At 68.6% G+C, this 26,487-nt stretch carries 24 protein-coding genes, 1 other RNA gene and 1 pseudogene; 6 read left to right on the top strand and 20 right to left on the bottom strand.

The window, feature by feature from the left end; genetic code table 11:
- Positions 1–44: 44 nt before the first annotated feature.
- The 9 genes from lipY to BN971_RS22660 all read right to left on the bottom strand — a co-directional run bounded on the left by lipY (position 45) and on the right by BN971_RS22660 (position 9,677).
- On the bottom strand, positions 45–1,235 hold the full coding sequence (lipY, locus tag BN971_RS22620) for a triacylglycerol lipase LipY (protein ID WP_085181912.1): 1,191 nt from the start codon (positions 1,233–1,235) through the stop codon (positions 45–47).
- Between the two features lie 149 nt (positions 1,236–1,384).
- Positions 1,385–2,662: an amidohydrolase family protein gene (locus BN971_RS22625; RefSeq protein WP_085181913.1), complete on the bottom strand. Its 1,278-nt coding sequence runs from the start codon at positions 2,660–2,662 to the stop codon at positions 1,385–1,387.
- 15 nt (positions 2,663–2,677) lie between these two features.
- Positions 2,678–3,892, bottom strand: coding sequence for an amidohydrolase family protein (locus BN971_RS22630; protein WP_085181914.1), 1,215 nt, complete (start codon positions 3,890–3,892; stop codon positions 2,678–2,680).
- A gap of 4 nt (positions 3,893–3,896) precedes the next feature.
- A complete protein-coding gene (locus tag BN971_RS22635) occupies positions 3,897–4,712 on the bottom strand; it encodes an acetoacetate decarboxylase family protein (RefSeq protein ID WP_085181915.1) in 816 nt (271 codons plus the stop codon).
- Positions 4,709–5,647 (bottom strand): SDR family NAD(P)-dependent oxidoreductase, encoded by a 939-nt coding sequence (locus tag BN971_RS22640; protein ID WP_085181916.1) that lies wholly within the window; start codon positions 5,645–5,647, stop codon positions 4,709–4,711. The genes BN971_RS22635 and BN971_RS22640 overlap by 4 nt, the downstream gene beginning before the upstream one ends.
- Before the next feature lie 69 nt (positions 5,648–5,716).
- Positions 5,717–6,991 (bottom strand): amidohydrolase family protein, encoded by a 1,275-nt coding sequence (locus BN971_RS22645; RefSeq protein ID WP_085181917.1) that lies wholly within the window; start codon positions 6,989–6,991, stop codon positions 5,717–5,719.
- Positions 6,988–7,383 carry an asparagine synthase-related protein gene (locus BN971_RS22650; protein WP_169718626.1) on the bottom strand — a complete coding sequence of 132 codons (396 nt, stop codon included), beginning with the start codon at positions 7,381–7,383 and terminating at the stop codon, positions 6,988–6,990. Before BN971_RS22650 ends, BN971_RS22645 begins: the two co-directional genes overlap by 4 nt.
- Before the next feature lie 188 nt (positions 7,384–7,571).
- Positions 7,572–8,822 carry an HNH endonuclease signature motif containing protein gene (locus BN971_RS22655; RefSeq protein ID WP_085181919.1) on the bottom strand — a complete coding sequence of 417 codons (1,251 nt, stop codon included), beginning with the start codon at positions 8,820–8,822 and terminating at the stop codon, positions 7,572–7,574.
- A 51-nt stretch (positions 8,823–8,873) separates the two neighbouring features.
- Positions 8,874–9,677, bottom strand: coding sequence for a crotonase/enoyl-CoA hydratase family protein (locus BN971_RS22660; RefSeq protein WP_085181920.1), 804 nt, complete (start codon positions 9,675–9,677; stop codon positions 8,874–8,876).
- A 204-nt stretch (positions 9,678–9,881) separates the two neighbouring features.
- Here BN971_RS22660 and BN971_RS22665 point away from each other — a divergent pair, with 204 nt between their 5' ends.
- Positions 9,882–10,673 carry a phosphatidylethanolamine N-methyltransferase family domain-containing protein gene (locus tag BN971_RS22665; protein WP_085181921.1) on the top strand — a complete coding sequence of 264 codons (792 nt, stop codon included), beginning with the start codon at positions 9,882–9,884 and terminating at the stop codon, positions 10,671–10,673.
- A gap of 17 nt (positions 10,674–10,690) precedes the next feature.
- Here BN971_RS22665 and ssrA read toward each other — a convergent pair.
- From ssrA to prfB, 9 genes and pseudogenes are all read right to left on the bottom strand, one after another.
- Positions 10,691–11,058, bottom strand: a transfer-messenger RNA (tmRNA) gene (gene ssrA, locus BN971_RS22670).
- Between the two features lie 156 nt (positions 11,059–11,214).
- Positions 11,215–12,177, bottom strand: a complete 963-nt coding sequence (locus BN971_RS22675) for a coiled-coil domain-containing protein (protein ID WP_085181922.1) — start codon at positions 12,175–12,177, stop codon at positions 11,215–11,217.
- A 143-nt stretch (positions 12,178–12,320) separates the two neighbouring features.
- Positions 12,321–13,166 (bottom strand): EamA family transporter, encoded by an 846-nt coding sequence (locus tag BN971_RS22680; RefSeq protein ID WP_139027163.1) that lies wholly within the window; start codon positions 13,164–13,166, stop codon positions 12,321–12,323.
- A complete protein-coding gene (smpB, locus tag BN971_RS22685; RefSeq protein WP_085181924.1) occupies positions 13,163–13,672 on the bottom strand; it encodes an SsrA-binding protein SmpB in 510 nt (169 codons plus the stop codon). Before smpB ends, BN971_RS22680 begins: the two co-directional genes overlap by 4 nt.
- A 2-nt stretch (positions 13,673–13,674) precedes the next feature.
- Positions 13,675–14,568 carry a permease-like cell division protein FtsX gene (ftsX, locus tag BN971_RS22690; RefSeq protein WP_085181925.1) on the bottom strand — a complete coding sequence of 298 codons (894 nt, stop codon included), beginning with the start codon at positions 14,566–14,568 and terminating at the stop codon, positions 13,675–13,677.
- A complete protein-coding gene (gene ftsE / locus BN971_RS22695; RefSeq protein WP_085181984.1) occupies positions 14,569–15,258 on the bottom strand; it encodes a cell division ATP-binding protein FtsE in 690 nt (229 codons plus the stop codon).
- A 43-nt stretch (positions 15,259–15,301) separates the two neighbouring features.
- A pseudogene (locus BN971_RS22700) lies at positions 15,302–15,716 on the bottom strand (Rv3103c family proline-rich protein).
- Complete coding sequence (locus tag BN971_RS22705) at positions 15,713–16,699, bottom strand: mechanosensitive ion channel family protein (protein WP_085181927.1); 987 nt, start codon at positions 16,697–16,699, stop codon at positions 15,713–15,715. The pseudogene BN971_RS22700 and the gene BN971_RS22705 overlap by 4 nt, the downstream one beginning before the upstream one ends.
- Positions 16,689–17,795 (bottom strand): peptide chain release factor 2, encoded by a 1,107-nt coding sequence (gene prfB / locus BN971_RS22710; RefSeq protein WP_085181928.1) that lies wholly within the window; start codon positions 17,793–17,795, stop codon positions 16,689–16,691. Before prfB ends, BN971_RS22705 begins: the two co-directional genes overlap by 11 nt.
- Positions 17,796–17,957: 162 nt before the next feature.
- Here prfB and BN971_RS22715 point away from each other — a divergent pair, with 162 nt between their 5' ends.
- The gene (locus BN971_RS22715; RefSeq protein ID WP_085181929.1) at positions 17,958–19,319 is read left to right on the top strand and encodes an FAD-dependent oxidoreductase; all 1,362 of its coding nucleotides are present in this window, start codon (positions 17,958–17,960) and stop codon (positions 19,317–19,319) included.
- 12 nt (positions 19,320–19,331) lie between these two features.
- Here the strand turns inward: BN971_RS22715 and BN971_RS22720 are convergent, their stop codons facing one another.
- On the bottom strand, positions 19,332–21,035 hold the full coding sequence (locus BN971_RS22720; protein ID WP_085181930.1) for a GAF domain-containing sensor histidine kinase: 1,704 nt from the start codon (positions 21,033–21,035) through the stop codon (positions 19,332–19,334).
- A gap of 430 nt (positions 21,036–21,465) precedes the next feature.
- On the opposite strand from BN971_RS22720, the gene BN971_RS22725 reads away from it, so the two are divergent.
- Entirely contained in the window at positions 21,466–22,605 is a 1,140-nt protein-coding gene (locus BN971_RS22725; RefSeq protein ID WP_090350597.1) for a PPE family protein, read from the top strand.
- Between the two features lie 27 nt (positions 22,606–22,632).
- Here BN971_RS22725 and BN971_RS22730 read toward each other — a convergent pair whose 3' ends face one another.
- Positions 22,633–22,950, bottom strand: a complete 318-nt coding sequence (locus BN971_RS22730; RefSeq protein ID WP_085181932.1) for a hypothetical protein — start codon at positions 22,948–22,950, stop codon at positions 22,633–22,635.
- A gap of 23 nt (positions 22,951–22,973) precedes the next feature.
- Between BN971_RS22730 and hisN the strand changes: the two genes are divergently transcribed.
- The 3 genes from hisN to BN971_RS22745 all read left to right on the top strand — a co-directional run bounded on the left by hisN (position 22,974) and on the right by BN971_RS22745 (position 26,468).
- A complete protein-coding gene (gene hisN, locus BN971_RS22735; RefSeq protein WP_085181933.1) occupies positions 22,974–23,759 on the top strand; it encodes a histidinol-phosphatase in 786 nt (261 codons plus the stop codon).
- Positions 23,760–23,833: 74 nt separating this feature from the next.
- Complete coding sequence (locus tag BN971_RS22740) at positions 23,834–25,243, top strand: acyl-CoA dehydrogenase family protein (protein WP_085181934.1); 1,410 nt, start codon at positions 23,834–23,836, stop codon at positions 25,241–25,243.
- A 19-nt stretch (positions 25,244–25,262) separates the two neighbouring features.
- The gene (locus tag BN971_RS22745; protein WP_085181935.1) at positions 25,263–26,468 is read left to right on the top strand and encodes an acyl-CoA dehydrogenase family protein; all 1,206 of its coding nucleotides are present in this window, start codon (positions 25,263–25,265) and stop codon (positions 26,466–26,468) included.
- Positions 26,469–26,487: the final 19 nt, after the last annotated feature.

Raw genomic sequence — 26,487 nt, forward strand, 5'->3', positions numbered from 1 at the left:
GTGTGCGGACGCGCCTGCGCGGCGCTTCCCGACGGGCCGGGCGGTCAGGCCGCGATGCCCAGTTCCTGGTCGATCTGTCCCCAGTACTGCGTGCCCCACGGCGTGAGCAGAACCCAGTCGTGAATTTGGTAGTCGGGCAGCACGAAGCTGATCGGGGCCCCGTCTGCGATGGCGGCGTGCTGGAGGGCGATCGCCGAGGCCTGCAGGGGATCGGCCGAGCCCGAGTAGACATACGTCGGCGGAATTCCGTTGAGTGACCCGTACAGCGGGCTCACCCGGTAGTCGTTGAGAGGGAGGTTGCCGGCCCACACCGGGCCGATCGGCCCCCCGGTCGACACCAGGTCCAGCCACGGGGACAGCAAAACCATCGAATTGGGCACGGTCTGGCCGTTGGCCACCATCAGTTCGACGGCCGCCAGTGCGAGGTTGCCGCCCGCGGAGTCACCCATGACGCTCACGTGGGGGGCCCCGTGCAGGGCGATTTGCGAGGAGATGAGGCCGGCGATCTGGGGCACAACCGTTCCGGCGGTGCCCCCCTGCTGCAGCAGCGGGTAGATCGGAACTTCGAAGGTCGCGCCCGTCTGATAGGCCGTCACCGTGTAATCGAGCCAGTGGAAGATCGAGGGCGGGAAGATGAAGGCGCCCCCGTGGATGGCGACCACGTAGTCGCCGGACGGATGGGCCGGCGTGATCTGCACGACGTTCATGCCGTTGTAGGTGGTTTGCTGGACCGTTTCTCCCAGCAGCAGCGTCAGCAGCCGCGGCGGGGTGTTGCTGATGCCGGCACGCAGAAGCGGATTGTCACCGGTGAACAGCGCCAAGAGCGGGGAGCGCGGGTCGGCGAGCAGGAAGTTCGCCTCCTGGTCGAATCCCGCTCCCAGCGCCGTGGGGATCTGCTCGATTTCTCGCTCGGCGCCCAACGCCGCCTGCTCGAAGGCCGCCAGAGGCGAAACGTTGCCCGCCTCTGCGCCGGCGTAGGCACCGGCCGCGCCGGTCAACGCCTGCGCGAACCGCTCATGGAAGGCCGCCGCCTCCGAGATCAGCGCCTGATAGGCCTGGCCGTGGGCGGAAAACACCGCGGCGATCGCCACCGACACCTCGTCTTCGGCAGCGACCAGAACGCCGGTGGTCGCGCCCGCCGCCCCGTGGGTTGCCGCCGCGACTTCCGAACCGATCGACGCCACGTCTGTGGCCGCTGCGGACATCATGTCCGGCAACGCAAGAACGTAGGACATCGCACCGCTCCCATCGCTTCAGGGCCGACCGGCGAACAGCCGGAGCCTATGTCGACGCCGCGCAGTCATGGGGCGGTTTGCCGGAACTAGGGCCGCCCGCCATCGTGGCCGCCGTCCATCGCGCAAACGACGCCGGGCGACTGCATTCCTCAGTTCTCCACCAGGTCGGGCAGGGGCTCCTCGGCCGTCAGCCAGTGGCGTCCGGTCCGCCGGGCGGCCTCCCACTTGGGAACGCTCACCGCATCGTCCTGACCCAGGTCCTCCGGCGTCGGGCCGATGCGCGCGGCCAGCCCGTCCAGGGCGCCGACATCGAAGTTGTACAGCTCGGCCGCCGCCAGGCCCAGCATCTGCCGGGTCTCGTCGACCGGAATGTCCCAGAACGAGCGCCGCAGCCATTCGCGGGTGTGTGGCCAGGTTCCCTCCGGATGGGGAAAGTCGTTCCCCCACAGCACGTTCGACACGCCGATCTCGTAGCGCCGCGCCAGTTCCCTGCGCTCGGTGGTGGTGGCCCCGATGAAGCAGTTCCGGTCGAAGTAGGCCGACGGCGCCATGGTGAGGTCGCCCTCCATCGCACGGCTCATCTTCTTGGCCGAGTGCTCGCGCAGGTACCGCGTGTCCATCAGCCAGAGCAGGTCGTTGGCCCAGAACGCACCGCACTCGGTGACCCCCCAGCGTAGCCGCGGGAAGCGCTCGAACACGCCCGACCACAACGCGAACCACAGGGGCCGGGCACCCCACCAGCGCACCTCGGTCACGTAGATGCCCAGGTGCCCGCCGTACTCCTCCTGCGGGGCGGGGCCGGAGTGGGTGTGTACCGGCATCTGCAGGTCCTGGCAGGCGGCCCAGACCCTGTCGTAGCGGCGGTCGTGGTAGGGCGGGTAGCCGACCCAACGGGCCGGGATCAGGATCCCGCCCCGCAGTCCGGACTCCGCCGCCCGGGTGATCTCGGCCACCGCCGCGTCGACGTCCGCGAGGATCGGCACCACCGCGACCCCGGCCCGCCGCTCGGGGCTGTGGCTGCACAGCTCGGCCAACCAGCGGTTGTGGGCCCGTGCCCCGGCCATCGCGCGCCCCGGGTCGAGGTCGCCCGACTGGCCCAGGCCGGCGCCGAAGGGAGCCCCGGCGACTCCGGTCACGGCGTCGGCGTCGGGGAAGATGACCTCGCCGACGACCCCGTCGCCGTCGAGCTCCTTGTCGCGCAGGCCGACATCCCACCCGCCGGCGATGCCGTCTCCATGCTCGGCGAACCACGCTTGGGCGAACTCCTCGTCGATGAATCCGCCCGCCCGCGCCGCGGCGGCCTTCTCGGTGAGGAAGGCCTCGAAATCCTCCCGGTATTCGGGGTCGACGTATTCGCGATACCGCTCGGTCGGCAGCTCGGCGTGGCAGTCGGCGGAGATGATGAGGTAGGGGGCCGCGCTGTTCATGGTGCTTCCTTTCGCCTACCAGGCACGGATGGGGTCGGGCTCGAAGACCGTGCTGCTCGCGTCTGCGGGCACGGCCGCCAGCGGCTCGGCGACCTCGGCGACGGACGGGCCGATTCGGGCGGTCAGCGGCGCGAGGGCGTCGAGGTCGAAACCGTAGACGGTCGCCGCATTCCCGCCCACCATGGCCGCCACCTCGTCGGCCGGAACGCGGGAGAATGTGTGGCGCAACGCCTCCCGCGTGTAGGGCGCCGTGCCCTCAAGGTGCGGGTAGTCGCTCCCCCACATGATCTTCTCGACGCCGATCCGGTGGCGCTCGGCACACTCCACGGGCCGCATGAAGCTGGCACCGACGTAACACTGGCGGGCCCAGTACTCGTGGGGCGTGAGGGTCAGCGAGCCGGCGGTGGGCCCGGCGAACCGGGCGATCGCCGATTTCGCCCGGCCGTACCGGGCCGCCGCCACGTCGAGCGAGTCCAGCGTCGCCGGTATCCATCCGGCGCCCTGCTCGGTGAACACCACCGTGAGATCCGGGTGGCGATCCAGCGCGCCGCTGAAGATCAGGTGCCACAGCGCCCGGTGCGCGAACCAGTGTGTCTCGTATACCCATACGGCGAACGAGCTGCCCCAGCCGTCGGTCGGGCTGGGTCCGGCGTTGCCGCCGTGGTGGTTGACCACCAGACCGTTCTCCGCGCACGCCGCCCACAGCGGCTCCCAGTGCTCCGCGTAGAGCGGAGGGATGTCGGTACCGGGGACGACGCCGGGCAGCAGCACGCCGCCGCGCAACCCGAGCTTGGCGATCTGTGCCACCTCGGCGACGGCCTCCTCGAGGTCGCCGAGCAGGATTTGGCCCACCCCGGCGCGGCGCTCGGGCGACAAGGAGCAGAAGTCGGCCAGCCAGCGGTTGTGCGCACGCAGGCCGGCCCAGCGCAGCTCGAGTTCCCGGGCGGATTGCGGCGCGGGGGCGGCCAGGCTGGCCTGCGGAAAGAACGGCGGCACGGTGTTGGGGAAGAGCACTTCCCCCGCGATGCCCTCGGCGTCCAGCTCCGCGTTGCGCAGATCGCTGTTCCAGTTGCGCTGCGCGTCGGGCTCGGTGAGGTCCCCGAAGGGGTTCACGAACGTCGTTGCCCAGCCGTCGAATTCGTCCCGGTACTGCGAGTCGAGGTAGCCGCGGTAGTCGAGCAGGTCAGCACCGGCGTGACAGTCAGCCGAGATGACCGTGTAACGGTCCATGCCGCTATACCCGAGCCGGTTCGGGGCCGGGGGCGGCCGATAGGGCTGCGTCTTGAGGGGGGTCGTCGTAGCGCTGGTGGACGTACGGCAGCAGCCACTCCTGCGGCACCCGTGCCGCGATCCGCCCAACTTGGACGGTGCGCCGGCGGCACCAGGTGATCGACGTGATCCGGCGAATCACGATGTCGGCCACCGGGTCAAGGGGCGACTCCCCCAACTCGACGGTGCCGTCGATGTTCTCGAGCAGCTCGTAGTGCCGGTGGTACTCGCCGTAGACCAGGTGGGGGTCGGTGATGCCGCTGCCATCGGGGGCGCGCAGGAACTTGAAGTAGAACTCGGTGTTCACCTGGTCGGGCGGTAACTCCGCCGGGCCGGTGACCCGACCGTCCATTCTGATGAGCTGATAGCCGAGCCGCTCGACGGCGGCGGTGACGCGCTCGCCGTCGCGCTCCACCTCGATGCGGCCCAGTTTCTTTGGCTCCCCGAAGGTTTCGCGCCCGCCCGTGACCGACTGTTCGGTGGACTGCGGCATGAAGAGGGGATAGTCGCCCCGGAGTCCGTCGTGGCGGGCCGTCACCGAGAACACCGCCGACCCGAACGGGGGCCTGCCCGCTATCCGGACCCGCTGGAGCTGGACACGCACCAGCGGTTCGGCCGCCGGCTCCAGCGGCTTGGGCAGCACGGCCGCGACGATCTCCGGATCGGTGAGGTAGGTGATTGTCACCGCCTCCGTGGCGATGGGTGCCTTGGTGGCATCGATCTCGTGGTCGACTTGCGCCTCCGGTGGACGAGGACCATAGCGAATCACATTGGTGCTCAACGGCTTTCTCCTTCGCTTTCCGGCTCCCTCTCCGCGCTCCGACCGAGGACGTCCACCAGGTAGTCCGGGGCGCCGCGCGCGAGGATCGATGCCGCCTTGCGGCTCACGACCCCATCGGCCGGTGTCGGAGGACCCATCATCCAGAAGCGGTCCGCCCGGATCCCGTCCACCACCTGTTCGGCAACGCTCTCGAGCGGTGTGAACTCGACACGTGCGCCGGCGGCCTCGAAGCGGGCCACCACGTCCGCCAGGGTGTGCGCCGGGGTGCGGCGCTCCTGGCTCGCGGCGTAGCGCTCCGGCCGGTGCCGCCACGACTCCCAGATGCCGGTGTTCAAAAAGCCGCCGGGGAAAAGGACGTGCGCCCGCACCCGCGTTCCCGTCATCTCCAGGTGGGTGTAGAGGCTTTCGGTCAGGCAGAGCACCGCGGCCTTGGTCATCGGGTAGACCGCGGTGGCGGGTCCGCCCATGGCCCCCCGGGCGATCGGCGCGAAGCCGCCGTTGCCCGAGCAGGTATTGATCACGTTTCCCTCGCCCTGCTCGAGCAGGATCGGGACGAAGGCCTTGATGCCGTGGATGACGCCCATCACGTTGACGTCGATCCCCCAGCGCCAGTCGGCCAGATCATGCTCCCACATGTAGCCCTCGGACACCCCGCCCGTGCCGGCGTTGTTGCACAACACGTCTACCGCGCCGAAGCGAGTGAGCGCCTCCTTGGCCAGCGACTCGACCGAGGCGTAGTCGGTGACGTCGGTGATCACGCCGACCGCCTCGATGCCCTCGTCCGAGAGTGCCCGGGTTGCCCGGTCCAGCGGTTCGGCCAGGACGTCGGCCAGCACCACCCTCATGCCTTCCCGGCCGAAACGCCGGCCCATGGCTTGGCCGATGCCTCCGGCACCTCCGGTGACGACCGCCACCTTGCCCTGAAGGTCTGTCATTGTGGCAATGGTCACATGGTCGCGCGCGTCAACGCAATAAGTCACCCGCCGTGGGGACGCTCTAACGGGTTAGCGCCGTTCCGGCGCCAGCCGCTTGAGGGCCAGGCCCCCTTCGAACGGCCGGTAGCCGAAGGCGGCGGGGGCGCGGTAGCCCGTGTCCTCGAGCGGAGTGTGCACCTCGGCGACGGTCGGACCGATCTTGGCGGCCACCGGCACCAATGCCTCGAGATCAAACCGGTAGAGGCGACCGGCGTTGCCGCCCAGGATCTTTCGGCAGGCGTCCTCCGACCGGTCGTGCAGGGCCCAACGAATGGCCAGCTTGGAGTGGGGCGCGAAGCCTTCCTCGTGGGGATAGTCACTGCCCCACATGATGTGGTCGGGCCCCATGAAGTCGATCATCGCGCCGTCGAACGGCATCAGCTCACTGGCCAAATAGCAGTTCCGCTTGACGTATTCGCTCGGCGTCAGGGTCAGCTCGTCGACCGACGATCCGCCGAACATCCCGTAGGTGCGGTTGCCAGCGTCGGACTTCATGGTGGGCACCATGGCATCGAGGATGCCGAGCTGCCCGGGCACCCAAAGCGTGCCCTGCTCGGTCGGCACGAACCGCAGCGTCGGATGCCGCTCGAACACGCCGGCCAGGATCAGGTGGCCCAATGTGCGCTGGGCCCAGATCGCCATCTCGGTGATCAACACCGCATTGGATGCCGGCTGGTCCATCGGCATCTCCGGGCTGCCGGCCCCCGCGTGCTGCACCACGGTGAGGTCGAGTTCCGCGCAGAGCGCCCAGATCGGTTCGTATCGGGTGTGAAAGAGCGGGGCCACGTGCGGGTCACCGGGCGAGACCGCCGGAATGAGCACGCCGCCAAAGCAGTCTTGCTCGGCGCCCCAACGGATTTCGTCCAGCGCCAGCTCGACGTCGTTGGGAAAGATCTGAATCAGCCCGCGCCGTCGCGCCGGAGCCAGCGAACAGAAGTCGATCTGCCACCGGTTGTGGGCCTGCACGCCGGCCCATCGCTTCTCGAAGTCCGCGCGGGTGCGGGGCAAGCTGATGGTGATGTTCGGACTGGTCGGGAAGAACGGCGGAACGGTGTTGGGCAGCAGCACCTCGGCGGCCACCCCGTCGGCGTCCATCTCCGCGATCCGAAGCTCGTGGTCCCAGTTCCGGTTGGCGGTGGCGATGATCAGATCGTCGAACGGGCTGGCGTAGGCCGTGGCCCACGCGTCGAACTCCTCGTGCAGGCGTGCCGGCAGATACGGCTTGTAGCCGTAGAGATCCGCGCCGGCATGGGTGTCCGTCGAGATGACGACGTAGCGATCCAACGTGTCCCAGGTTGTGGTCATAGCACCCTCCGGCCGGTAGGTCGAGTGTAGGAGAAATGGATCGGCCGGCGAAGGGCCAAACGCCGGCTAACCGTCATTCCGAAACGCTGGTGCATCAGCGTGAAGCTCAGCACGCGGTTCCACAAGCCGTCGAGGGCCGTGCGCTCGTCGGGAGTGCACTCGGGTAGCGAGTCGAACAGCTTGCGCACCGCGGCCGCATCGAAGATCGGCTGCTCGTCGAGTAGCCGCGAGGCGAACACGTCACCCATCAGCTCGAGCATCGCGTCCGCTTCGCCGACCTTGGCGGGCGGCGTCACGAACGGGTGCTTCTCGCGGTTGTAGACGGGCTTGATCCGCACGTCACGCGTCGCTTCCCGCAGCACGTGCTTCTCGCGCATGCCGTTGATCTTCATGCGGATCGGATCCCGGCCGCGTACTCGCCGACCAGGTGGTCGAGGAACGGGACGCCGCCCTCGACCGAGTGGGCCATCTCCGGTCGCCTCCCGTCGGGGCGAGGGTCCGGCCCCGCCTCGGTTCCGGACCATCCTGCCCCGTCGCGGGAGGTGGGTGTGAGCGCGCGCCGACGGTCCGGCGAACCGGGCTAGTTGTTGGTCGGGGGTGCTTGCGGCTGGAACGGTTGGTACCACCACCAGTCGGCGCGTTCCCCGGTCGGTCCGGGGTAGGGCGCCACCGCCGGCGGAGGTTGGTCGGGTGGGCGGGCGAGCGATCCGGTTCTCAATACCCGCCCGTCGCTGTCGGTGACGGTGAGGTGGTGCGCCGGCCCGGTGACCGTGATGACGCCCCGGTGGTGCAGCCGGTGGTGGTACGGGCACAGCAGCACGAGGTTGTCCAGTTCGGTGGGCCCACCATCTTCCCAATGCCGGATGTGATGCGCGTGCAGACCGCGGGTCGCGCCGCAACCGGGAACCGCGCACGTCGGGTGGCGGTGTTCAAGCGCGCGACGAAGCCGCCGGTTGATGATGCGGGTCGCGCGCCCGGCCCCGATGACCTCGCCGTCGCGTTCGAACCACACTTCGCAGGTGGCATCACAGGTCAGGTAACGGCGTTCGCCGGTCGGCAGCAGCGGGCCGAGATGCAGTGCCGCGACCCGCTCCCTGACGTCCAGGTGCATCACCACGGTGGTGTGGTGTCCGTGCGGTCGGCGGGCCGCCTCGGCGTCCCAGCCCGCCTCGACCATCCGCATGAACGCATCGACAGCGCTCGGCAGCGGGGGTCTCTCGGGACCGGGGCGCTCGCCGGCGTCGTGATCGCGCCTCCACTGCGCGATCAGCGCATCGTGATGGGACCGCAGAGCCGCGTCGACCTTCGCCGCGTCGAAATGCGGGAGTTTGATTCGCCAGCAGGTGAACTCGTCATCGGTGCTCTTGGTGATCGAAGGCTGTGACGCCGGCCGGGGACCCGGTTCGGGTCGCGGTTCCAGCTTGACGGCGGTGCGCAGCTGACCGACCGAGGCGGAGGCGGCCAGCTCGGCATAGTGCTCGTCGGATCCCTCGCCCGCCCGCTCCGCGATCACACCGACCTGATCCAGTGACAGGCGGCCCTCCCGCATGGCTTGGACGCAGCGGGGGAACTCGGTCAGCCGGCGCGCAATCGCGGCGATCGTTTTGCCGTTCGCCGACGAAGCGCCCGTTTTCCACGCCATCAACGCCGCCACCGACCGCGCGCCCGTGACGCCGCACAGCTCGTCGCGATCTATTTCGGCGGCGATCTCCACGATGCGCGCATCGATCGCGTTGCGCTGACCGGCCAGCTCCGCCAGCTCCTCGAACAGCACCTCGAGGCGCTCACCAGGGGGTGCCGCAACGGCGGTGGACGAGGCGATCGAGGACATGACCCCATCCTGGCAGCGGGGTCCGACAAGTTTCGGCCGAAAATCCTCGCGCTAAGCAGGGTCGGTGAAAACCGGCCGCTCCCCGGACATTCCGGCGACCACGGCGGCGATCTGGTTGGGCGTGCCGATCAGCCCGGTTTGCAGCTCCGACTCAAGCGCAAGGGCGGCCGCGGGGTCATTGCTGACCCAGGTTTCGTTGTACAGGCGCTTCGCGGCACGGACGGCGTCCGGTGACTTCTGCGCGATCTCGCCCGCGAGTTCCAGCGCCGCTGACAGCGGGTCGGCCGCCGTCCGGGTGATCAAGCCGAGCTCGGCACCCTCGCTGCCGGAAACGATGCGGCCGGTGAACGTCAGCTCTTTCGCGACGTCGATCGGTAGGAGTCTCGGCAGTGTCTGCGTGATGCCCATGTCGGGAACGAGCCCCCACTTGATCTCCATGATGCTCAGCTTCGCGTCCGGCGCGGCGATCCGGATGTCTGCGCCGAGCGCGATCTGCAGACCGCCGCCGAAGCAGTTGCCGTGGATCGACGCGATGACGGGCGCCGGCACCGACGACCAGTCGTAGCTCACGCGCTGGGCGAGGTTCGCCGGCCGGTCCTCGTCCCGGTCCAGCAGGACACCCGTGCCGCGTTCGCCGCCCATGAAACTTGCCACGTCCAAACCGGAGCAGAAGCTCTTGCCTTCACCGTGCAGAACGACCGCGCGAACCGATGCGTCGCGTGCCAGCCGCACCGCGGCATCCGCCAGGCCCTCGAACATCGCCAGGTCCAGCGCATTGTGCTTGTCGGCGCGCACCATCGTCACCGTTGCCACGCCGTCGTCGGCGATCCGCACACGGACTCTGTCTTCGCTCACGAGTAGCAATCTATCGCGCCGTGACCTTCGTCAGGCGTGGCAGGCAGGTGCCCTCCAGAGGCCAGGCACCGAGCGACGTGTGGGACGGAGACAATCCGCCTTTCCACACGTCCTGCTGATCGCGTACTAGTGGAAGTTGTTCTCCTGCGTCAAGCGTTGTCGCATGAAACATGCTTGATGATGTCAGCTCTCGAAGGAAGCTCGATGAACTGGTACACCGGCAACACCGCATATGACACCGTTGTGACGATTGGTCTCGTCATCGCGGCATTGGTGATCGTCGGCGGCTTGTTCCGGCAGAGCCCTTACGGCCGATTCGGCGCTACCGCGCGCGGGGTGAATCTCAATCCCAAGCTCGGCTGGTGGTTGATGGAGATACCCGCAACCGTGGTGTTCGCAATTTTCTACCTCGCCGGGCCGCGCCGATTCGACGCTACGCCGGTCGTACTCGCCGCCATCTGGCTGATGCATTACGGCAACCGGGGTTGGTTCTTTCCGCTGTCGATCAGGCAGGTGCCGGGCAAACGCGGCAGCTTCAACATCGTGGTGCTCGCCTTTGGAATGGTGATCACCACGATGCACGGCTACCTGAATGGCTCGTTCTTCAGCCACGACTACAAGCGTCAGTACGACCCCAATTGGTTGACCGATCCACGGTTTCTTGTCGGGTTGGTGGTGTACCTCGGCGGATTCATCCTGCTGGTCCGGTCGGAGTCGATCGTGCGCAACCTGCGCGATAGGGCGAACCCGGGAGCAACCGAATACCAGATCCCCTACGGCGGGGGGTTCCGGTACGTCACCAGCCCGGCATATCTGGGCGAGCTGATCGCATGGGCCGGGTTCGCCCTACTGACCTGGTCGCTCGGCGGGGTGATCATTTTTCTGATCACGGCAGGAAACTTGGTGCCGCGAGCGTTCGCGACTCACAAGTGGTACCAGGAAAAGTTTCCTGATTACCCGCCCGAACGAAAAGCGTTGATACCCGGACTGATCTGATCAGGCCAGAGCTTCTCTGGTGGAGCTGCCGGGAATCGAACCCGGGTCCTACGGCATTCCCTCAAGGCTTCTCCGTGCGCAGTCCGCTAGGTCTCTGCTCGGATCTCCTGGTCACGCGGACTAGCCAGGATGACGATCCCAGTCGCTGTGGGTGTCCCGATGAGTCCCGCGACCGGACTCACCGGTGGATCCCTCTAGCTGACGCCAGGCTCCGGGTCGAGGGCTTTCCCGGTCTGACGGACTAGCTGTCGCTTAGGCAGCGAGAGCGTAGTCGCGCTGATGTGAATCGGCGCTTATATGGTTGCAACGACGCTTACGGTGGTCTCTTGCCTGCACCGGCACGCTTCCCTTGATTCGATGCGCGAAGTCGAAACCGTTCAGCCCCTCGCCCATCCCCGCCGATTTTCGGCAGGCCAATCAATGGTACGCCGCTACCAACTCGCGGCAACGCATATTTGTTCCCGACAGGCACTTAGCGTTCCATCGCGGCCGAGTGCCCCCGGACCTGGTCGGGGCCGGGGGCACTCGGTGCGGCGAACTGCTAGTTGATGCCGACCACCTCTTGGGCGATCGCGGCGACCCGCGTCTGAGCGGCGGAGACGATCCGTTGCCGGTTCTTGTGCGCTTCCTCGTAGGCGATAATCACGCGGACGTCGTTGGGCGACGTCAGGTCCTTGATCGCGGAAACCGCGTCGTTGACGTTGAGGTCGTCGTAATTGCGGATGGGCAGCTCCTTGGCGTCGAGCACACCGACCGAGGCGCGCCCGGAGTGCAGCGCGTCGGCGGCACGGTCCGCGCCTTCGGAGCGGGTGACCCGCTCGGCGGCCCGCAGTGCCGCGTTCTGGGAGGCCGAGAGCGCCTTGGCGGCGATCTCGCTGGCGTTGCCGCCACGCTTGACCAGGTCGTTGAACGCCGGGCCCGCCGATCGCAGCGCGTCCACGGTCCGGTCGACGCCCCGGGCCGACCAGGCGGCCGGCAGGTTGACCAGCTTCACCGCGGTGCCCGCGGCCATCTGCAGCGGGGTGCGGCGCAGCGCGGCCGGGCCGCCGAGCGCGTCCTCGGCCAGCACGGTGGTCAGCCAGTCCACGGTCGCGGAGTGGGCGGTGATCAGACGCTCGGCCAGCGCCTCGATGTCGGACCGCTTTGCTGCCACCGCCAGCGCCTTGGTGTAGCGGGCCCGGTCCAGGAGCTGGTCCTCGAGCGCCAGGTCACCCAGCAGCGCCTCGTCGAACGGTTCGGCCTGCTCGGTCAGCGCCTTGACCACAGCGGCGGCACGGCCCAGGAAGGGGCCGATCACGTCGGGGTAACCGCCCAGGTCCCGGATGGCACCCTGGATGGCCTGGGCGCGCTGGCGGCCGTTGGCGGCGTTCTGGGTGAGCTCGCGGCGCACGGCCTCGGTGCGCGCCTGAACGATGCGGGTCTCGGCGACCTGGATCTCGGTGTTGGTCAGGTCGAGCAGTGTGCGCAGCTGCGCGAGCAGTCTGCCGGTGTCTGGTGCAGTCATCTATAGACCCTCCTGAGGTTTTCGGCTTGCGTCGGCGCGATGTGCGCCCGTAGCTTTCGGCTACCCACACCGACCGTCGCCTCAATCACACCCCGCGGTTTGTGACATATGTCGCTAATGGAAGAGGGCGGGCGCTTGCCGGGTCAGCCGGCGGCGATCATCGCGACGGAGCCCATCGCCATCACCATGCCGACGCCCTGCCACCGGCTGACCCGCTCGCGCAGAACCAGCATCGCCAGCACGACCGTCGCCGCCGGATAGAGGGAGATCAGGATGCTGGCCAGCGACAGCAGCCAGGTGTGCAGCGCCACCAGCATGGTCACGTTGGCGCAGATGTCGAGCAGCGCGACCCCCAGCGCCAGCTTCAGGGGCTTCCCGCGCGGCGGTCGCAGGTTCCCGCTGGCACCGGACATCAGCAGCACCACCAGCGTGGCCGACAACCGGGCGAACACCAGCGGCCACAGCTTGCATTCGTGCGGCGCCTGATGGAGAAACACCAGGTTCAGCCCCATCGCCGAGCCGGCCACCACCGTCAGCCAGGCCACCCTGGGGGTGAACCGGTACGGCGTCTCACCCCCGGCGGAGGCCTCACGGCTGACCAGCATCACCGACACCAGCGCCAGGACGACGCCGACGGCGGCCGCCGGGCCGGGCCGCTCCCCCATCGCCACCCCGACCGCCACCGGCACCGCCGCGTTGAGGACCGCGGCCAGCGGCGAGACCACCGAGATCGGCCCGGCACCGAGCGCCGCGAAGAACGACCACATCCCGAAAGCCATGCCGACGCCGTACAGCGCACCCCACACGATCGCTCCGGACTGAATGGGGCCGCCCACGGCCAGGGCCAGGGCACCGAGCAGGACCGTCTCCAGCGGATAGGCCACCAGCATCACGCGCAGCGCGGATACCCGCCGGGCCGCCACACCGCCCACGAAATCGCTGACGCCATACGTGACGGCCGAGAGCTCGGCGTACGCCGCGCCGATCAGCTCATGCCCTTGGCGTGGCGGCCCAGCGCGCGGACCACTTCGCGCTGGGCATCACGGCGGGCCAAATCCTGCCGCTTGTCATAGGCTCGCTTGCCGCGCGCCAAAGCGAGCTCGACCTTTACTCTGCCGTCGGAAAAATACACAGACATGGGCACCAGGGCGAGGTTACCATCGCGGATCTTGCCGACCAGCCTGTCGATTTGCTGCCTGTGTAACAACAACTTTCGCTTGCGCCGCGGGTCATGATTGGTCCAGCTACCCTGCACGTACTCGGGCACGTGCATGTTGTGCAGCCACACTTCGCCGTCGTCGACGGTTGCGAAAGCGTCGGCCAACGACGCCTGACCCAACCGCAGGCTCTTCACCTCGGTGCCCTGTAAGGCCACGCCGGCCTCGAATACTTCGAGAATCGAATAATCGTGCCGCGCTTTGCGATTGGTGGCGACAACCTGTTTGCTGCCACGCTTGCCGCCCGCCGCCTTGGCCCGGCCGGAGTTATCGGCCACAGCTACCGCCGGATGTAGAGGCGCAACGTCGCGTACGCGGTCAATCCGGCCATCGACACGCCGAGCAGGAAGAGGACGGGCGAGATGTAGAGGATGTCGGCGTAGTCGACACGCGCGATCAAATTGGCTTGGTAGAACTGGTTCAACGCGTTCTCTAGGAACAGCGCCCGCACCAGGATGAGGCCCACGATCGCGATCGCCACCCCCAGGGCGGCCGCGACCATGGCCTCCACCAGGAACGGCAGCTGGGTGTACCAGCGGCTCGCCCCCACCAGGCGCATGATCCCGATCTCCGTGCGCCGCGTGTATGCCGCGACCTGAACCATGTTCGCGATCAGCAGGACCGCGCCGACGGCCTGTACCAGGGCGACGGCGAAGGCCGCGTTGCTCAGGCCGTCCAGGATCGCGAACAGCCGGTCGATCAGGTCCTTCTGGTTGAGCACCGACAGCACCCCGGGCTGGCCCTGCATCGCGGAGTCAAATTCCTTGTGCTGCTCGGGATTATCCAGCTTGACGATGAAAGATGCAGGGAATGAATCTTTTCCGGCGACATCCTTGTACTGCGGGAACTTGCGGATGGCGTCGTCATAGGCGGCCTGGCGGTTGAGAAACCGCACGGATTTGACGTCCTGGCGCGCCTCGATCTTCTCCCGTAACGCCTTGCACGGGTTGGCGCTGCAGGTCGGGTCGTTGGCTGAGACGTCCTCGGTCAGGAAGACCTGGGTCTCCACGCGGTCGAGATAGATGGCGCGCGAATGTTCGGCCAGCCGCACCACCAGCAGGCCGCCACCGAAGAGGCCGATGGAGATGGCGGTCGTCAGGATCATCGCCGCGGTCATGGTGACGTTGCGGCGAAGCCCCGTCAGGACCTCGTTGACCAGGAAGCCGAAGCGCACTTAGCGGTCCATCCCGTAGACGCCGCGCTGTTCGTCGCGAACCAGCCTGCCCAGCGACAATTCGAGGACGCGTTGCCGCATCGAGTCGACGATGTGGTGGTCGTGCGTGGCCATCACCACCGTCGTGCCCGTGCGGTTGATGCGTTCCAACAAATCCATGATGTCCTTACTGGTGTCCGGGTCGAGGTTGCCGGTGGGCTCGTCGGCCAGCAACACCAGGGGCCGGTTCACGAACGCCCGGGCGATCGCCACGCGCTGCTGCTCGCCGCCGGACAGCTCGCTGGGCAGCCGGTTGGCCTTCCCGGACAAGCCGACGGTCTCGAGCACCTCGGGCACCACCCGGTTGATCGCCTCGGAGCGTTTGCCGATGACTTCCAGCGCGAACGCGACGTTTTCGTACACCGTCTTCTGCTGGAGCAGCCGAAAGTCCTGGAACACGCACCCAATCACCTGACGCAGCTTGGGGATGTGCCGGCCGGGGAGCTTGTTGACGTGGAACTTCGAGACGCGGACATCCCCGCCGTTGGGCGTCTCCTCGCCGAGCAGCAGCCGCATGAACGTCGACTTGCCCGAGCCGGACGGGCCGATCAGGAAGACGAACTCACCCTTGTCGATCTTGACGTTGACGTCGTCCAGCGCCGGGCGCGCCGACGCCTTGTACTTCTTGCTGACGTGGTCCAGGGTGATCATCACGGCACGCCAGTGTAGCCGCGACCTTCGCTGGCGAGCGAAGTCAACTGGCCGGCGGCGCCGAAGCCGGCGTCGGGAGCGCGCCCGGCTGCGGCGACGACGGGAGCGAACGGCGGCGGCGTTGTCGTGGTCGGCGGGGGCACCGTGCTGGTCGGCGTCGGCGTCGGCGTGGTGGTCGTGGGGATCGGCGTGACCGTGACCGTGGGCGGGGGCTGCTGCACCCGGCTGCGCGGCACCCAGGTGTAGTTCGGGTCGGGCACGAAGCCGGGCGGCACCACCTGGTTTGCCGGCGGTTTCGGGGCAGGCTCGGGGCGGTAGGTGTCGTAGAGCCACCAGACCGCGCAGAACGCGATGATCAGCACGACCGTCGACGTGCGCACCCGCCCGCCGAACAGGTGGCTCCAGGGCCGTTGCCTGCTCTGGCTGCGCTTCTCGAGAACGCTCACGGTGAACTTCACTGCGGCTGCACCGCGTCCTGGACTTCACCGCGCGATTCCTTTTCGGCGGCCTGCGCGGCGGGAACGGCGGGATCCTCGACGAGGCCGACGGTGGCGTCCGCCGCGGTCACGATGCCGGCCAGCGCGAGCGCCCGGATGACCAGGACCCGCAATTGCCGCCCGGCCTCGAACTGCTTGCCGGGCAGGGTGCGGGCGACCAGCCGCAGGGTCACGGTGTCGACCTCGATACTCTCCACCCCCATCACCGTGGGCGCGTCCAGCAGCAACTCGCCGAGTGCCGGGTCGTCGCGGGCGTGCTCGCACTGCTCGTGCAGGACCTCGTTGACCCGGTTGAGGTCGACGCTGGTCGACACCGGGATGTCGACCACCGCGCGCGCCCAGTCCTTGGACAGGTTGATCGATTTCACGATCTGGCCGTTGGGGACGGTGAAAACCTCGCCGTCCGGCGAACGCAGCTTGGTCACCCGCAGGGTGACGTTCTCCACGGTGCCGGAGGCGTCGGTCGCCGACCCCGAGATGGTCAGCCGCACCAGATCGCCGAACCCATATTGCTTTTCGACGAGGATGAAGAACCCGGCGAGCAGATCTCGCACCAGCTGCTGGGCACCGAAACCGAGCGCCGCGCCGACCACGGTCGCCGGCGCCACCAGCCCGCTCACCGAGAATTGCAGGATTTCGGCGATCTGCAGGATCACCCAGATGCCGATGATGACCACCGACACCCACTGGATCACCGACGCCACGGCCTGGCGGTGCTTGGTGGCCTCCGAGCGCACCAGGGCGTCGCTCTCGGCGAAGCCGAGGTCGAGCTGCCGAGTGACCTGCTGCGCCACCCAGGTGACGAAGCGGGCCGCCAGCACGGCAGCGATCAGCACCATCACGAGCCGCAGGCCCCGGGTGATGATCCACTGCCCGAATTCGCCGCGCCAAAAGTCGTGCCAGCCCAGCGGGTTCGTTGAGGCGAGAAGAGTTTTAGTCGTCATCTTTTCGGTTGCGCCACCGAATTCCCGCTTCCAGGAACCCGTCGATGTCCCCGTCCAGCACGGCCGCCGGATTGCCCACCTCGTACTCGGTGCGCAGGTCCTTGACCATCTGGTACGGGTGCAGTACGTACGAGCGCATCTGGTTTCCCCAGGAGCTGCCGCCCTCACCCTTAAGGGCGTCCAGCTCAGCGCGTTCCTCTAAGCGCTTGCGCTCCAATAACTTTGCCTGAAGAACCCGCATGGCCGAGACCTTGTTCTGCAGCTGCGACTTCTCGTTCTGGCAAGTTACGACGATACCCGTTGGGATGTGAGTTAAGCGAACCGCGGAGTCGGTGGTGTTCACCGACTGGCCACCGGGACCGCTGGAGCGGTAAACGTCAACGCGCACATCGCCTTCCGGAATCTCGATGTGATCGGTGGTTTCCACCACCGGCAGCACCTCGACTTCGGCGAACGACGTCTGGCGGCGGCTTTGGTTGTCGAACGGGCTGATCCGCACCAGCCGATGGGTGCCCTGCTCGACCGACAACGTGCCGTAGGCGAACGGCGCGTGCACGGCGAACGTCGCGCTCTTGATGCCGGCCTCTTCGGCGTAGGAGATGTCGAACACCTCGACGGGATACTTGTGCTGCTCGGCCCAGCGGATGTACATCCGCATCAGCATCTCGGCCCAGTCGGCGGCGTCCACCCCGCCGGCGCCGGAGCGAATCGTGACCAGCGCCTCGCGTTCGTCGTACTCCCCGGAGAGCAGCGTGCGCACCTCGGTGGCCTCGATGTCGGCGCGCAGCGCCTTGAGTTCGGCGTCGGCCTCGGCGAGCGAGTCCGGGCCGCCCTCCTCGGCCGCCAATTCGTAGAGCACCGGCAGGTCGTCGAGGCGCTGGCGCAGCTCCTGCACCCGGCGCAGCTCGCCCTGCGTGTGGGAGAGTTCGCTGGTGACCCGCTGCGCGCGGGCCTGGTCGTCCCAGAGGTTGGGGTCGGACGCCTCGTGCTCGAGCTTCTCGATGCGGCTGGCCAGACCGTCCACATCGAGCACCCGCTCCACCGTGGTCAGGGTGGAGTCGAGGGCGGCGATGTCGGCTTGACGGTCGGGTTCCACAGCCGACCACGTTACCGGCGGCCCGGCCCGCGCCGAATGCTCAGGTCAACGTCGGGCCGCACCGTTTAGCATCAAGTGACCACCACGTGCAGTCCGGACTGCGGCATTGCGCGGCCACTGCCACCGTCCCGCCGCGGCCCGGCACGAACAAAAGGCTCGAGTATGCGCCCGTACCACGTCGCGATCGTCGGCTCAGGACCGTCGGGATTCTTCGCCGCGGCCTCCCTGCTCAAGGCGGCCGAGGCGTCCGACGACCTCGACGTGGCCGTCGACATGCTGGAGATGCTGCCGACGCCGTGGGGGCTGGTGCGCTCGGGCGTGGCGCCCGACCACCCGAAGATCAAATCGATCAGCAAGCAGTTCGAGAAGACCGCCGAGGACCCACGCTTCCGCTTCTTCGGCAACGTGGAGGTCGGCCTGCACGTCCAGGCCGACGAGCTCGCCCAGCGCTACGACGCCGTCATCTACGCCATCGGCGCCCAGTCGGACCGCGCCCTGAACATTCCCGGCGAGGACCTGCCGGGCAGCATCTCCGCCGTCGACTTCGTGGGCTGGTACAACGCGCACCCCAGCTTCGAGAGCGCCACGCCGGACCTGTCCGGGGGCCGCGCCGTCGTGGTGGGCAACGGCAACGTGGCGCTGGACGTGGCGCGCATTCTGGTCACCGATCCCGACGCGCTGGCGCGCACCGACATCGCCGACCACGCCCTGCAGTCGCTACGCCCTTGCGGCGTCGACGAAGTGGTGATCATCGGGCGGCGCGGACCGCTGCAGACGGCTTTCACCACGCTCGAACTGCGCGAGCTCGGGGAGCTGGAGAACGTCGACGTCATCGTCGACCCCGTGCAGCTTCAGGGCATCACCGACGAGGACGCGGCGGCGGTGGGCAAGACCACCAAGCAGAACCTCAAGGTGTTGCGCGACTACGCCGAGCGTCCGCCGCGGCCGGGTCATCGACGAATCGTGTTCCGGTTCTTGACGTCTCCCATCGAGATCGGCGGCGACGGCAAGGTGGAGCGCATCGTGCTCGGCCGCAACGAGCTGGTCACCGACGAGAGCGGCCGGGTGGCGGCCAACGACACCGGGGACCGCGAGGAGCTGCCGGTCCGGCTGGTGGTGCGCTCGGTCGGGTACCGCGGGGTGCCCACCGCCGGGCTGCCGTTCGACCAGAAGACGGCGACGATCCCCAACGCGGCCGGGCGCGTGGAGGGCAGCCGCAACGAATATGTCGTCGGGTGGATCAAGCGGGGACCGACCGGGGTGATCGGCACGAACAAGAAGGACTCCCAGGACACCGTCGACACCCTGTTGAAGGATCTGGCCGCCGCGGCCGAGCCCGCGGACTTCGCCGACGACCACGCCGACAAACTGGCCGACTGGCTGGCCTCGCGCCAGCCGAAGCTGGTCACGTCCGCGCATTGGGAGATCATCGACCGCCACGAGCGCACGGCCGGCGAGCCGCACGGGCGTCCGCGCGTCAAGCTGCCGAACCTGGCCGAGCTGCTGCGCATCAGCCACGGCTGAGCGGCCGGGTCATCACACCAGCGGCGCCGACCAGCGCAGCACCGTTCCGTCGGGCGCGGGTTCGATGGTGAATTCACCGCCGGCGGCGGCGGCGCGCTGTTCCAGCTCCGCCAGGCCCCCGCGGGCGGCCCCGTCGCGCAGGCCGCGACCGTCGTCGCTGACCTCGATCCGCAGGTCGTCGTCGACCGCGATCCGGACGGTGACGGTGCTGGCCCCCGCGTGCCGGACGGCGTTGCTCAGCGCCTCCCGGACCACCGCCTCGGCGTGATCGGCCAGCGGGCCGTCGACCACCGACAGCGGACCGACGAACTGCACCGCGGTGCGCAGCCGGGTGCCGGCGAGTTCGGCGATGGCCTCGTCGATGCGCTGCCGCAGCCGCGAGGTCCCGGGGGGCGCGGCGTTCAGGTCGAAGATGGTGGTCTGGATGTCCCGGATGACGGCCTGCAGGTCGTCGACCGCGCCGGACAGTCTCCGCTGCGCTTCCGGATCGCGCACCCGGGCGACGGTGCCCTGCAGCCCCAGGCCGATCGCGAAGAGCCGCTGGATGACGTGGTCGTGGAGTTCCCGGGCGATGCGGTCGCGCTCGCTGACGACGTCCAGCTCGCGGCTCTGGCGCTGGGACGTCGCCAGCTGCCAGGCCAGCGCCGCCTGGTCGGCGAATGCGGCCATGGTTTCCAGGTGTTCCTCGGTGAAGGCGCCCGCGCGGTGCACGACCACGACGACCCCGGCGACCGTCCCGCCCGCCCGTAGCGGCAGCGCGAGGGCGGACCCCACCTCGACGCCTTCCAGGTCGATCGCGTCCACCCGTTGCGGGGCGCTCTTGGCGAAGACCTCGGCCAGCGAGGTGCCCGCGACGGGGATGGTTCCCTTGACGGCCGAGTCCGTCACGCTGCCGACGGTCTCGATCACCAGCAGCTCGACGAGCTCGGCGTGCGGTGTGTCCTGATCCGGCGGGACGGCGACCAGGGCGCCGTCGGCCCCGGTCAGGTTCATCACCTCCTGGGCCACGAGCCGGAAGACCTTCGCCGGCTCGATGCCGGACAGCAGTTCGGTGGCGATGTCGCGGGTGGCCTCTATCCAGGACTGGCGGGCCTGGGACTGCTCGTAGAGCCGGGCATTGGTGATGGCGATTCCGGCGGCGGCCGCCAGCGCCTGCACCAGCACCTCGTCGTCGGCGCTGAACGGCTTCCCGTTCGTCTTGTCGGCGAGATAAAGGGTGCCCAACGATTCGTCGCCGACCCGGACCGGCACGCCCAGGAAGGTCCGCATCGGGGGGTGGTGGGCGGGAAAGCCGATCGACGCGGGGTGCGAGGAGATGTCGTCCAGGCGCAGCGGCGTCGGGTCGTGAATCAACAGGCCGATGATCCCGAGGCCCCGGGGCAGCTCCCCGATGCGCCGGACCGTTTCGTCGTCGATCCCCTCGTGGACGAATTGGAGCACCCGGCCGTCCCGGCCGTGGACTTCCAGCGCGCCGTAGCGGGCGTCGACGAGGTTGATCGCCGAGTGCACGATCGAGCGCAGGGTGGCGTCGAGTTCCAGCCCGGAGGTGACGACCAGCATCGCCTCCACGAGCCCGTCGAGCCGGTCGCGGCCCTCGACGATCAGCTCGAGACGGTCCTGCACTTCGGCCAGCAACTCCCGCAGCCGCAACCCAGACAGGGTGTGCCGCAACGGGCCCACGGCCCTGTCGGTCTCGCCCGCGGCCGGCTCGGTCACGATCGGTCGATCCGCGGCCCGTGTGATGACACCGACTCCCGCCGCCGGGCGCACTCGGTCATGACAGCCTCCCGCGCGGGATGGTAGGGCTGGGCTTTACGTACCGTAGGGCTGAAATCCCAGGCGACCCAGGGGCATTGGTCTACACATGGGTGCCATTGGTCCCTATCCGGCGCGCCGGAGCACCGTCAGCTCGACGGGCCGGGCGCCGCCGCAATTGCGTTATTCGCAAACGCTACTGATGCCGGGTGCGAAGTTCGACCGCCGGCGGATGTCGTCATCGAATCGCCGCGCCGTTGACCGAATGTGCCGGGAAAAGCGGAATTCTGCGCCTACATTTCTTTTACCGCCGCTAATGCGGCGGCAGCAGACGAGTGCCGGATCGGGCGCGGCACGGTTCACCACGTCGCACCAATAGGGGTATCTGACAATGGATTACGCGTTTCTTCCACCCGAGATCAATTCCGCGAGAATGTACAGTGGCCCGGGGTCTGGGCCGTTATTGGCCGCCGCGGGAAGCTGGGATTCGCTGTCCGCCGAATTGGGCACGGCCGCGCAGACCTACGAATCGGTGGTGTCGACACTGACCGCCTTGCACTGGCGCGGCCCCTCATCCCAGTCGATGACCGCGGCCGCCTCCGCCCACGTGGAATGGCTGACCGGCACCGCGCAACAGACCAGCCAGACCGCCATGCAGGCGAGGGCGGCCGCGGGGGCTTTCGATCAGGCGTACGCCATGACGGTGCCGCCGCCGGTGATCGCGGCCAACCGCGCCCAGTTGCAGGCGCTGATCGCGACGAACCTGCTGGGCCAGAACACCGCCGCGATCGCCGCCACCGAGGCGCAGTACGCCGAGATGTGGGCTCAGGACGCGGCCGCCATGAACGGCTACGCCGCCAGTTCGGCGACGACCAGCCGGTTGACGCCGTTCGCGTCCCCACAGCAGACGGCGAACCCGAACGGCCAGGCCGAACAGAGCGCCGCGGCCAGCGACCCGCTCTCCAATTTGTATGACGCGTTGAAGGAGTTCAGCGACCAGATCTGGAATCGGATCGACGGCTTGCTGGCGCTCAGCCCGATTCCCATCACGGGCGGCGACTTCGGCCTGCTCGACGCCATTCAGGGCATCAACACGGTGGTCAGCGGAACCGGGACCCTCGAGGGAATCCCGACGTCGCTCATCGCCGCCCAGAGAAATTTGACCTATTTGGCGGGCGCCGCCGGGCCCAGCCCCGCGCTGGGACCGATCGGCCTCGGCCCCCGGCTGACCGGCGCCGCGGCCGAATCCGGGGCCGGCGGGTTGCCCCGCGCGATCACCGTGAGCACGGGCCGGGCGAATGTTATCGGTCCGATGTCGGTCCCGGCGAGCTGGTCCGCACCGTCGACCGGCCGCGTCGCGGCTCTGGAACCCGCCGGGCTGACCACGATCCCGGGTACCGAGGAGCCGGCCGGTTCCGGCTACCCCGGCGTACCCGGGATGCCGGCGGGCACGATGACACGGGCGTCGGGCGTGCTCCCGCGGTACGGGACCCGACTCAACGTGATGACGCGGCCGCCCGCGGGCGGGTGACCGACCCTAGTCGGGCCCTAGTCGGCCCTAGGCGGCCGGGGCCAACTTCCAGTTGTCGGGGTTTTTCGCCGAGTACACGACCTGCAGCAGCTGCCCCACGGCCGGCCATTGGTCGACGTTGACGGCCAGGCGGGCGTACACCTCGTGCTCGTTGACCGTCGGGCCGTTGATGACACCGGCGATGGTGACGTACTGCTCGCCGGTGGCGTCCGGTCGCGGGCTGACTCCCGTCACCAGCAGGGTGCCGCTCACCGACTCACCGCGCGGGCCGCGGGGAACGAACCGCTGAGCGAGCGCCACGCCCAGGACCGCCAACAGAAGGATCAGCACGCCGTATTCCCACATCCGGCCATGGTAGGACTGCTCACATGAGTCGGGACGATCTGGCGCTGGCGCTGGCGCTGGCCGACCGCGCCGACGCCCTGACCTCGGCCCGGTTCGGGGCGCTGGACCTGCGCGTCGAGACCAAGCCCGACCTGACCCCGGTGACCGACGCCGATCGCGACGTGGAAACCGCCCTGCGCGAGGCGCTCGCCCGGGAACGGCCCGACGACGGCGTCGTCGGCGAGGAATTCGGCGGCACCGCCACCTTCGCCGGCCGGCAGTGGGTGATCGACCCGATCGACGGCACCAAGAACTTCGTGCGCGGGGTACCGGTGTGGGCCAGCTTGATCGCCCTGCTCGAAGACGGCGTGCCGTCGGTCGGCGTGGTGAGCGCCCCGGCGTTGCAGCGCCGCTGGTGGGCGGCGCGCGGGCGGGGCGCCTTCGTCGCGGTCAACGGCGCACCGCCGCGCGGGTTGTCGGTTTCCTCGGTCGCCGAGCTCGGCTCGGCCAGCCTGTCGTTCTCCAGCCTCTCCGGGTGGGCGCAGCGCGGATTGCGGGAACGCTTCATCGCCTTGACCGACGCCGTGTGGCGGGTGCGCGCCTTCGGGGACTTTTTGTCCTACTGCCTCCTCGCCGAGGGGGCGGTCGACATCGCCGCCGAGCCGGAGGTGTCGGTGTGGGACCTCGCGGCGCTCGACGTGCTGGTGCGCGAGGCCGGCGGAACGCTGACCGGCCTCGACGGCACGGCCGGGCCGCACGGGGGCAGCGCCGTCGCGACCAACGGCTTGCTGCACCGGTTGGTCCTCGACGCCCTCGGCGCCGATGTGTGACGCAGATTACCGCTTTCTTACTCCAGAGTAAGATAGACTCGGCTGCATCGCCCCAACGACCGAGGCTGCGAAAAATGACCGAAATTCTTTCCGGTTCCAAGAAAACGTCGAAATCTTCCCGCCCCCAAGCCAAGCGGCGCGGCAACGAGAGCGCCGTCGGCCTGCAACGCCACAAACGCACGGGCGTCGACATCGCCATCGCGCTGCTGACCCCGCTGGTCGGGCAGGAGTTCTGGGACAAGTACCACCTGCGCGACCCGCTCAACCGCGGCCTGCGCTACGGCACCAAGACCGTCTTCTCCACCGCGGCAACGACGTCCCGCCAGTTCAAGCGGGTGCAGAGTCTGCGGGGTGGGCCCACCCGGCTCAAGTCGAGCGGCAAGGACTACTTCGACCTGACGCCGGACGACGACCAGAAGATGATCGTCGAGACCGTCGACGAATTCGCCGCCGAGATCCTGCGCCCGGCGGCTGCCGAGGCCGACGAGGCGGCGGGCTATCCCCGCGACCTGATCGCGAAGGCCGCCGAACTGGGCATCACCGCGGTCAACATCCCCGAGGACTTCGACGGGATCGCCGAGCACCGCTCGAGTGTGACCAACGTGCTGGTCGCCGAGGCGCTCGCCTACGGCGACATGGGACTGGCGCTGCCCATCCTGGCGCCCGGGGGGGTCGCGTCCGCGCTGACCCACTGGGGCAGCGCGGACCAGCAGGCCACCTACCTTCCGGAGTTCGCCGGGGAGAACGTGCCGCAGGCCTGCGTCGCGATCGCCGAACCGCGGCCGCTGTTCGACCCGACCCGGCTGAGCACCACCGCCGTGCGGACCCCGGGCGGCTACCGGCTCGACGGCGTCAAGTCGCTGGTGCCGGCGGCCGCCGACGCCGAGCTGTTCATCGTCGGCGCGCAGCTGGACGGCAAGCCGGCACTGTTCATCGTCGAGTCGTCCACCAAAGGCCTTGCGGTAACCCCGGATCCGAGCATGGGCCTGCGCGCGTCGGCGCTGGGCCAGGTCGAGCTGTCGGGGGTCACGGTGCCGCTGAGCGCCCGGCTGGGCGAGGACGGCGCCACCGACGACGATTACTCCGAAGCGATCGCGCTGTCCCGGCTGGGCTGGGCGGCGCTGGCGGTCGGCACCTCGCACGCCGTGCTCGACTACGTCGTGCCGTACGTGAAGGAGCGCGAGGCGTTCGGCGAGCCGATCGCCCGGCGGCAGGCCGTCGCGTTCATGTGCGCCAACATCGCCATCGAGCTGGACGGCCTGCGGCTGATCACCTGGCGCGGCGCGTCGCGCGCCGAGCAGGGCCTCCCGTTCGTCCGGGAGGCGGCGCTGGCCAAGCGGCTGGGCGCCGACAAGGGCATGCAGATCGGGCTCGACGGCGTGCAGCTGCTCGGCGGCCACGGCTTCACCAAGGAACACCCGGTCGAGCGCTGGTACCGCGACCTGCGGGCCATCGGCGTCGCCGAGGGTGTAGTCGTCATCTAACACGAGCGAAAGTTCAATCATGGCAATAAATTTGGAGCTACCACGCAAGCTGCAGGCGGTGATGGTCAAGACCCATCAGGGCGCCGCGGAGCTGATGCGGCCCATCGCGCGCAAGTACGACGAGCGCGAGCACGCCTATCCCGTCGAGCTGGACACCCTGTTCAGCCTGTTCGAGGGGGCCTCGGAATCCGTCGAGTTCGCCGGGGCCGACGCGCTGCGCAGCGAGGACGCCGAGAAGGGCACCAACCGCAACGGCGCCAACATGGCCGCGCTGCTGCAGACCCTGGAGGCCAGCTGGGGCGACGTCGCGATGATGCTCTCGGTTCCGTATCAGGGGCTGGGCAACGCCGCGATCTCCGCGGTCGCCACCGACGAGCAGCTCGAGCGCCTGGGCAAGGTGTGGGCGGCGATGGCCATCACCGAGCCGGGCTTCGGATCCGACTCGGCGGCGGTGTCCACCACGGCCAAGCTGGACGGCGACGAGTACGTCATCAACGGCGAGAAGATCTACGTCACCGCGGGTTCGCGCGCCACCCACATCGTGGTGTGGGCCACCCTGGACAAGTCGAAGGGCCGCGCGGCCATCAAGTCGTTCATCGTCCCGCGCGAGCATCCCGGCGTCACGGTCGAGCGGCTGGAACGCAAGCTCGGCATCAAGGGTTCCGACACCGCGGCCATCCGGTTCGACAACGTGCGCATCCCGAAGGAAAACCTGCTGGGCAACCCGGAAATCGAAGTGGGCAAAGGTTTTTCCGGGGTGATGGAAACCTTCGACAACACCCGGCCGATCGTCGCGGCCATGGCCGTCGGGGTGGGCCGCGCCGCGCTGGAGGAGATCCGCAGGATCCTCACCGAAGCCGGCGTGGAGATTTCCTACGACAGGCCCGCGCACGTGCAGAGCGCGGCGGCGGCCGAGTTCCTGCGGATGGAGGCCGACTGGGAGGCCGCCTACCTGCTGTCGCTGCGCGCGGCGTGGCAGGCGGACAACAAGATCCCCAACTCCAAAGAGGCGTCGATGAGCAAGGCCAAGGCCGGCCGGATGGCCAGCGACGTCACCCTCAAGACCGTCGAATTGGCCGGGACCTCAGGCTATTCCGAGCAGTCCCTGCTGGAGAAGTGGGCGCGCGACTCCAAGATCCTCGACATCTTCGAGGGCACCCAGCAGATCCAGCAGCTGGTGGTGGCCCGCCGCCTGCTGGGGCTGTCGTCGGCCGAGCTCAAGTAGCCGGCAGTACGCTGTGCGG

It is taken from the genome of Mycobacterium bohemicum DSM 44277, from assembly GCF_001053185.1.
In the GTDB taxonomy this organism is placed as follows: domain Bacteria; phylum Actinomycetota; class Actinomycetes; order Mycobacteriales; family Mycobacteriaceae; genus Mycobacterium; species Mycobacterium bohemicum.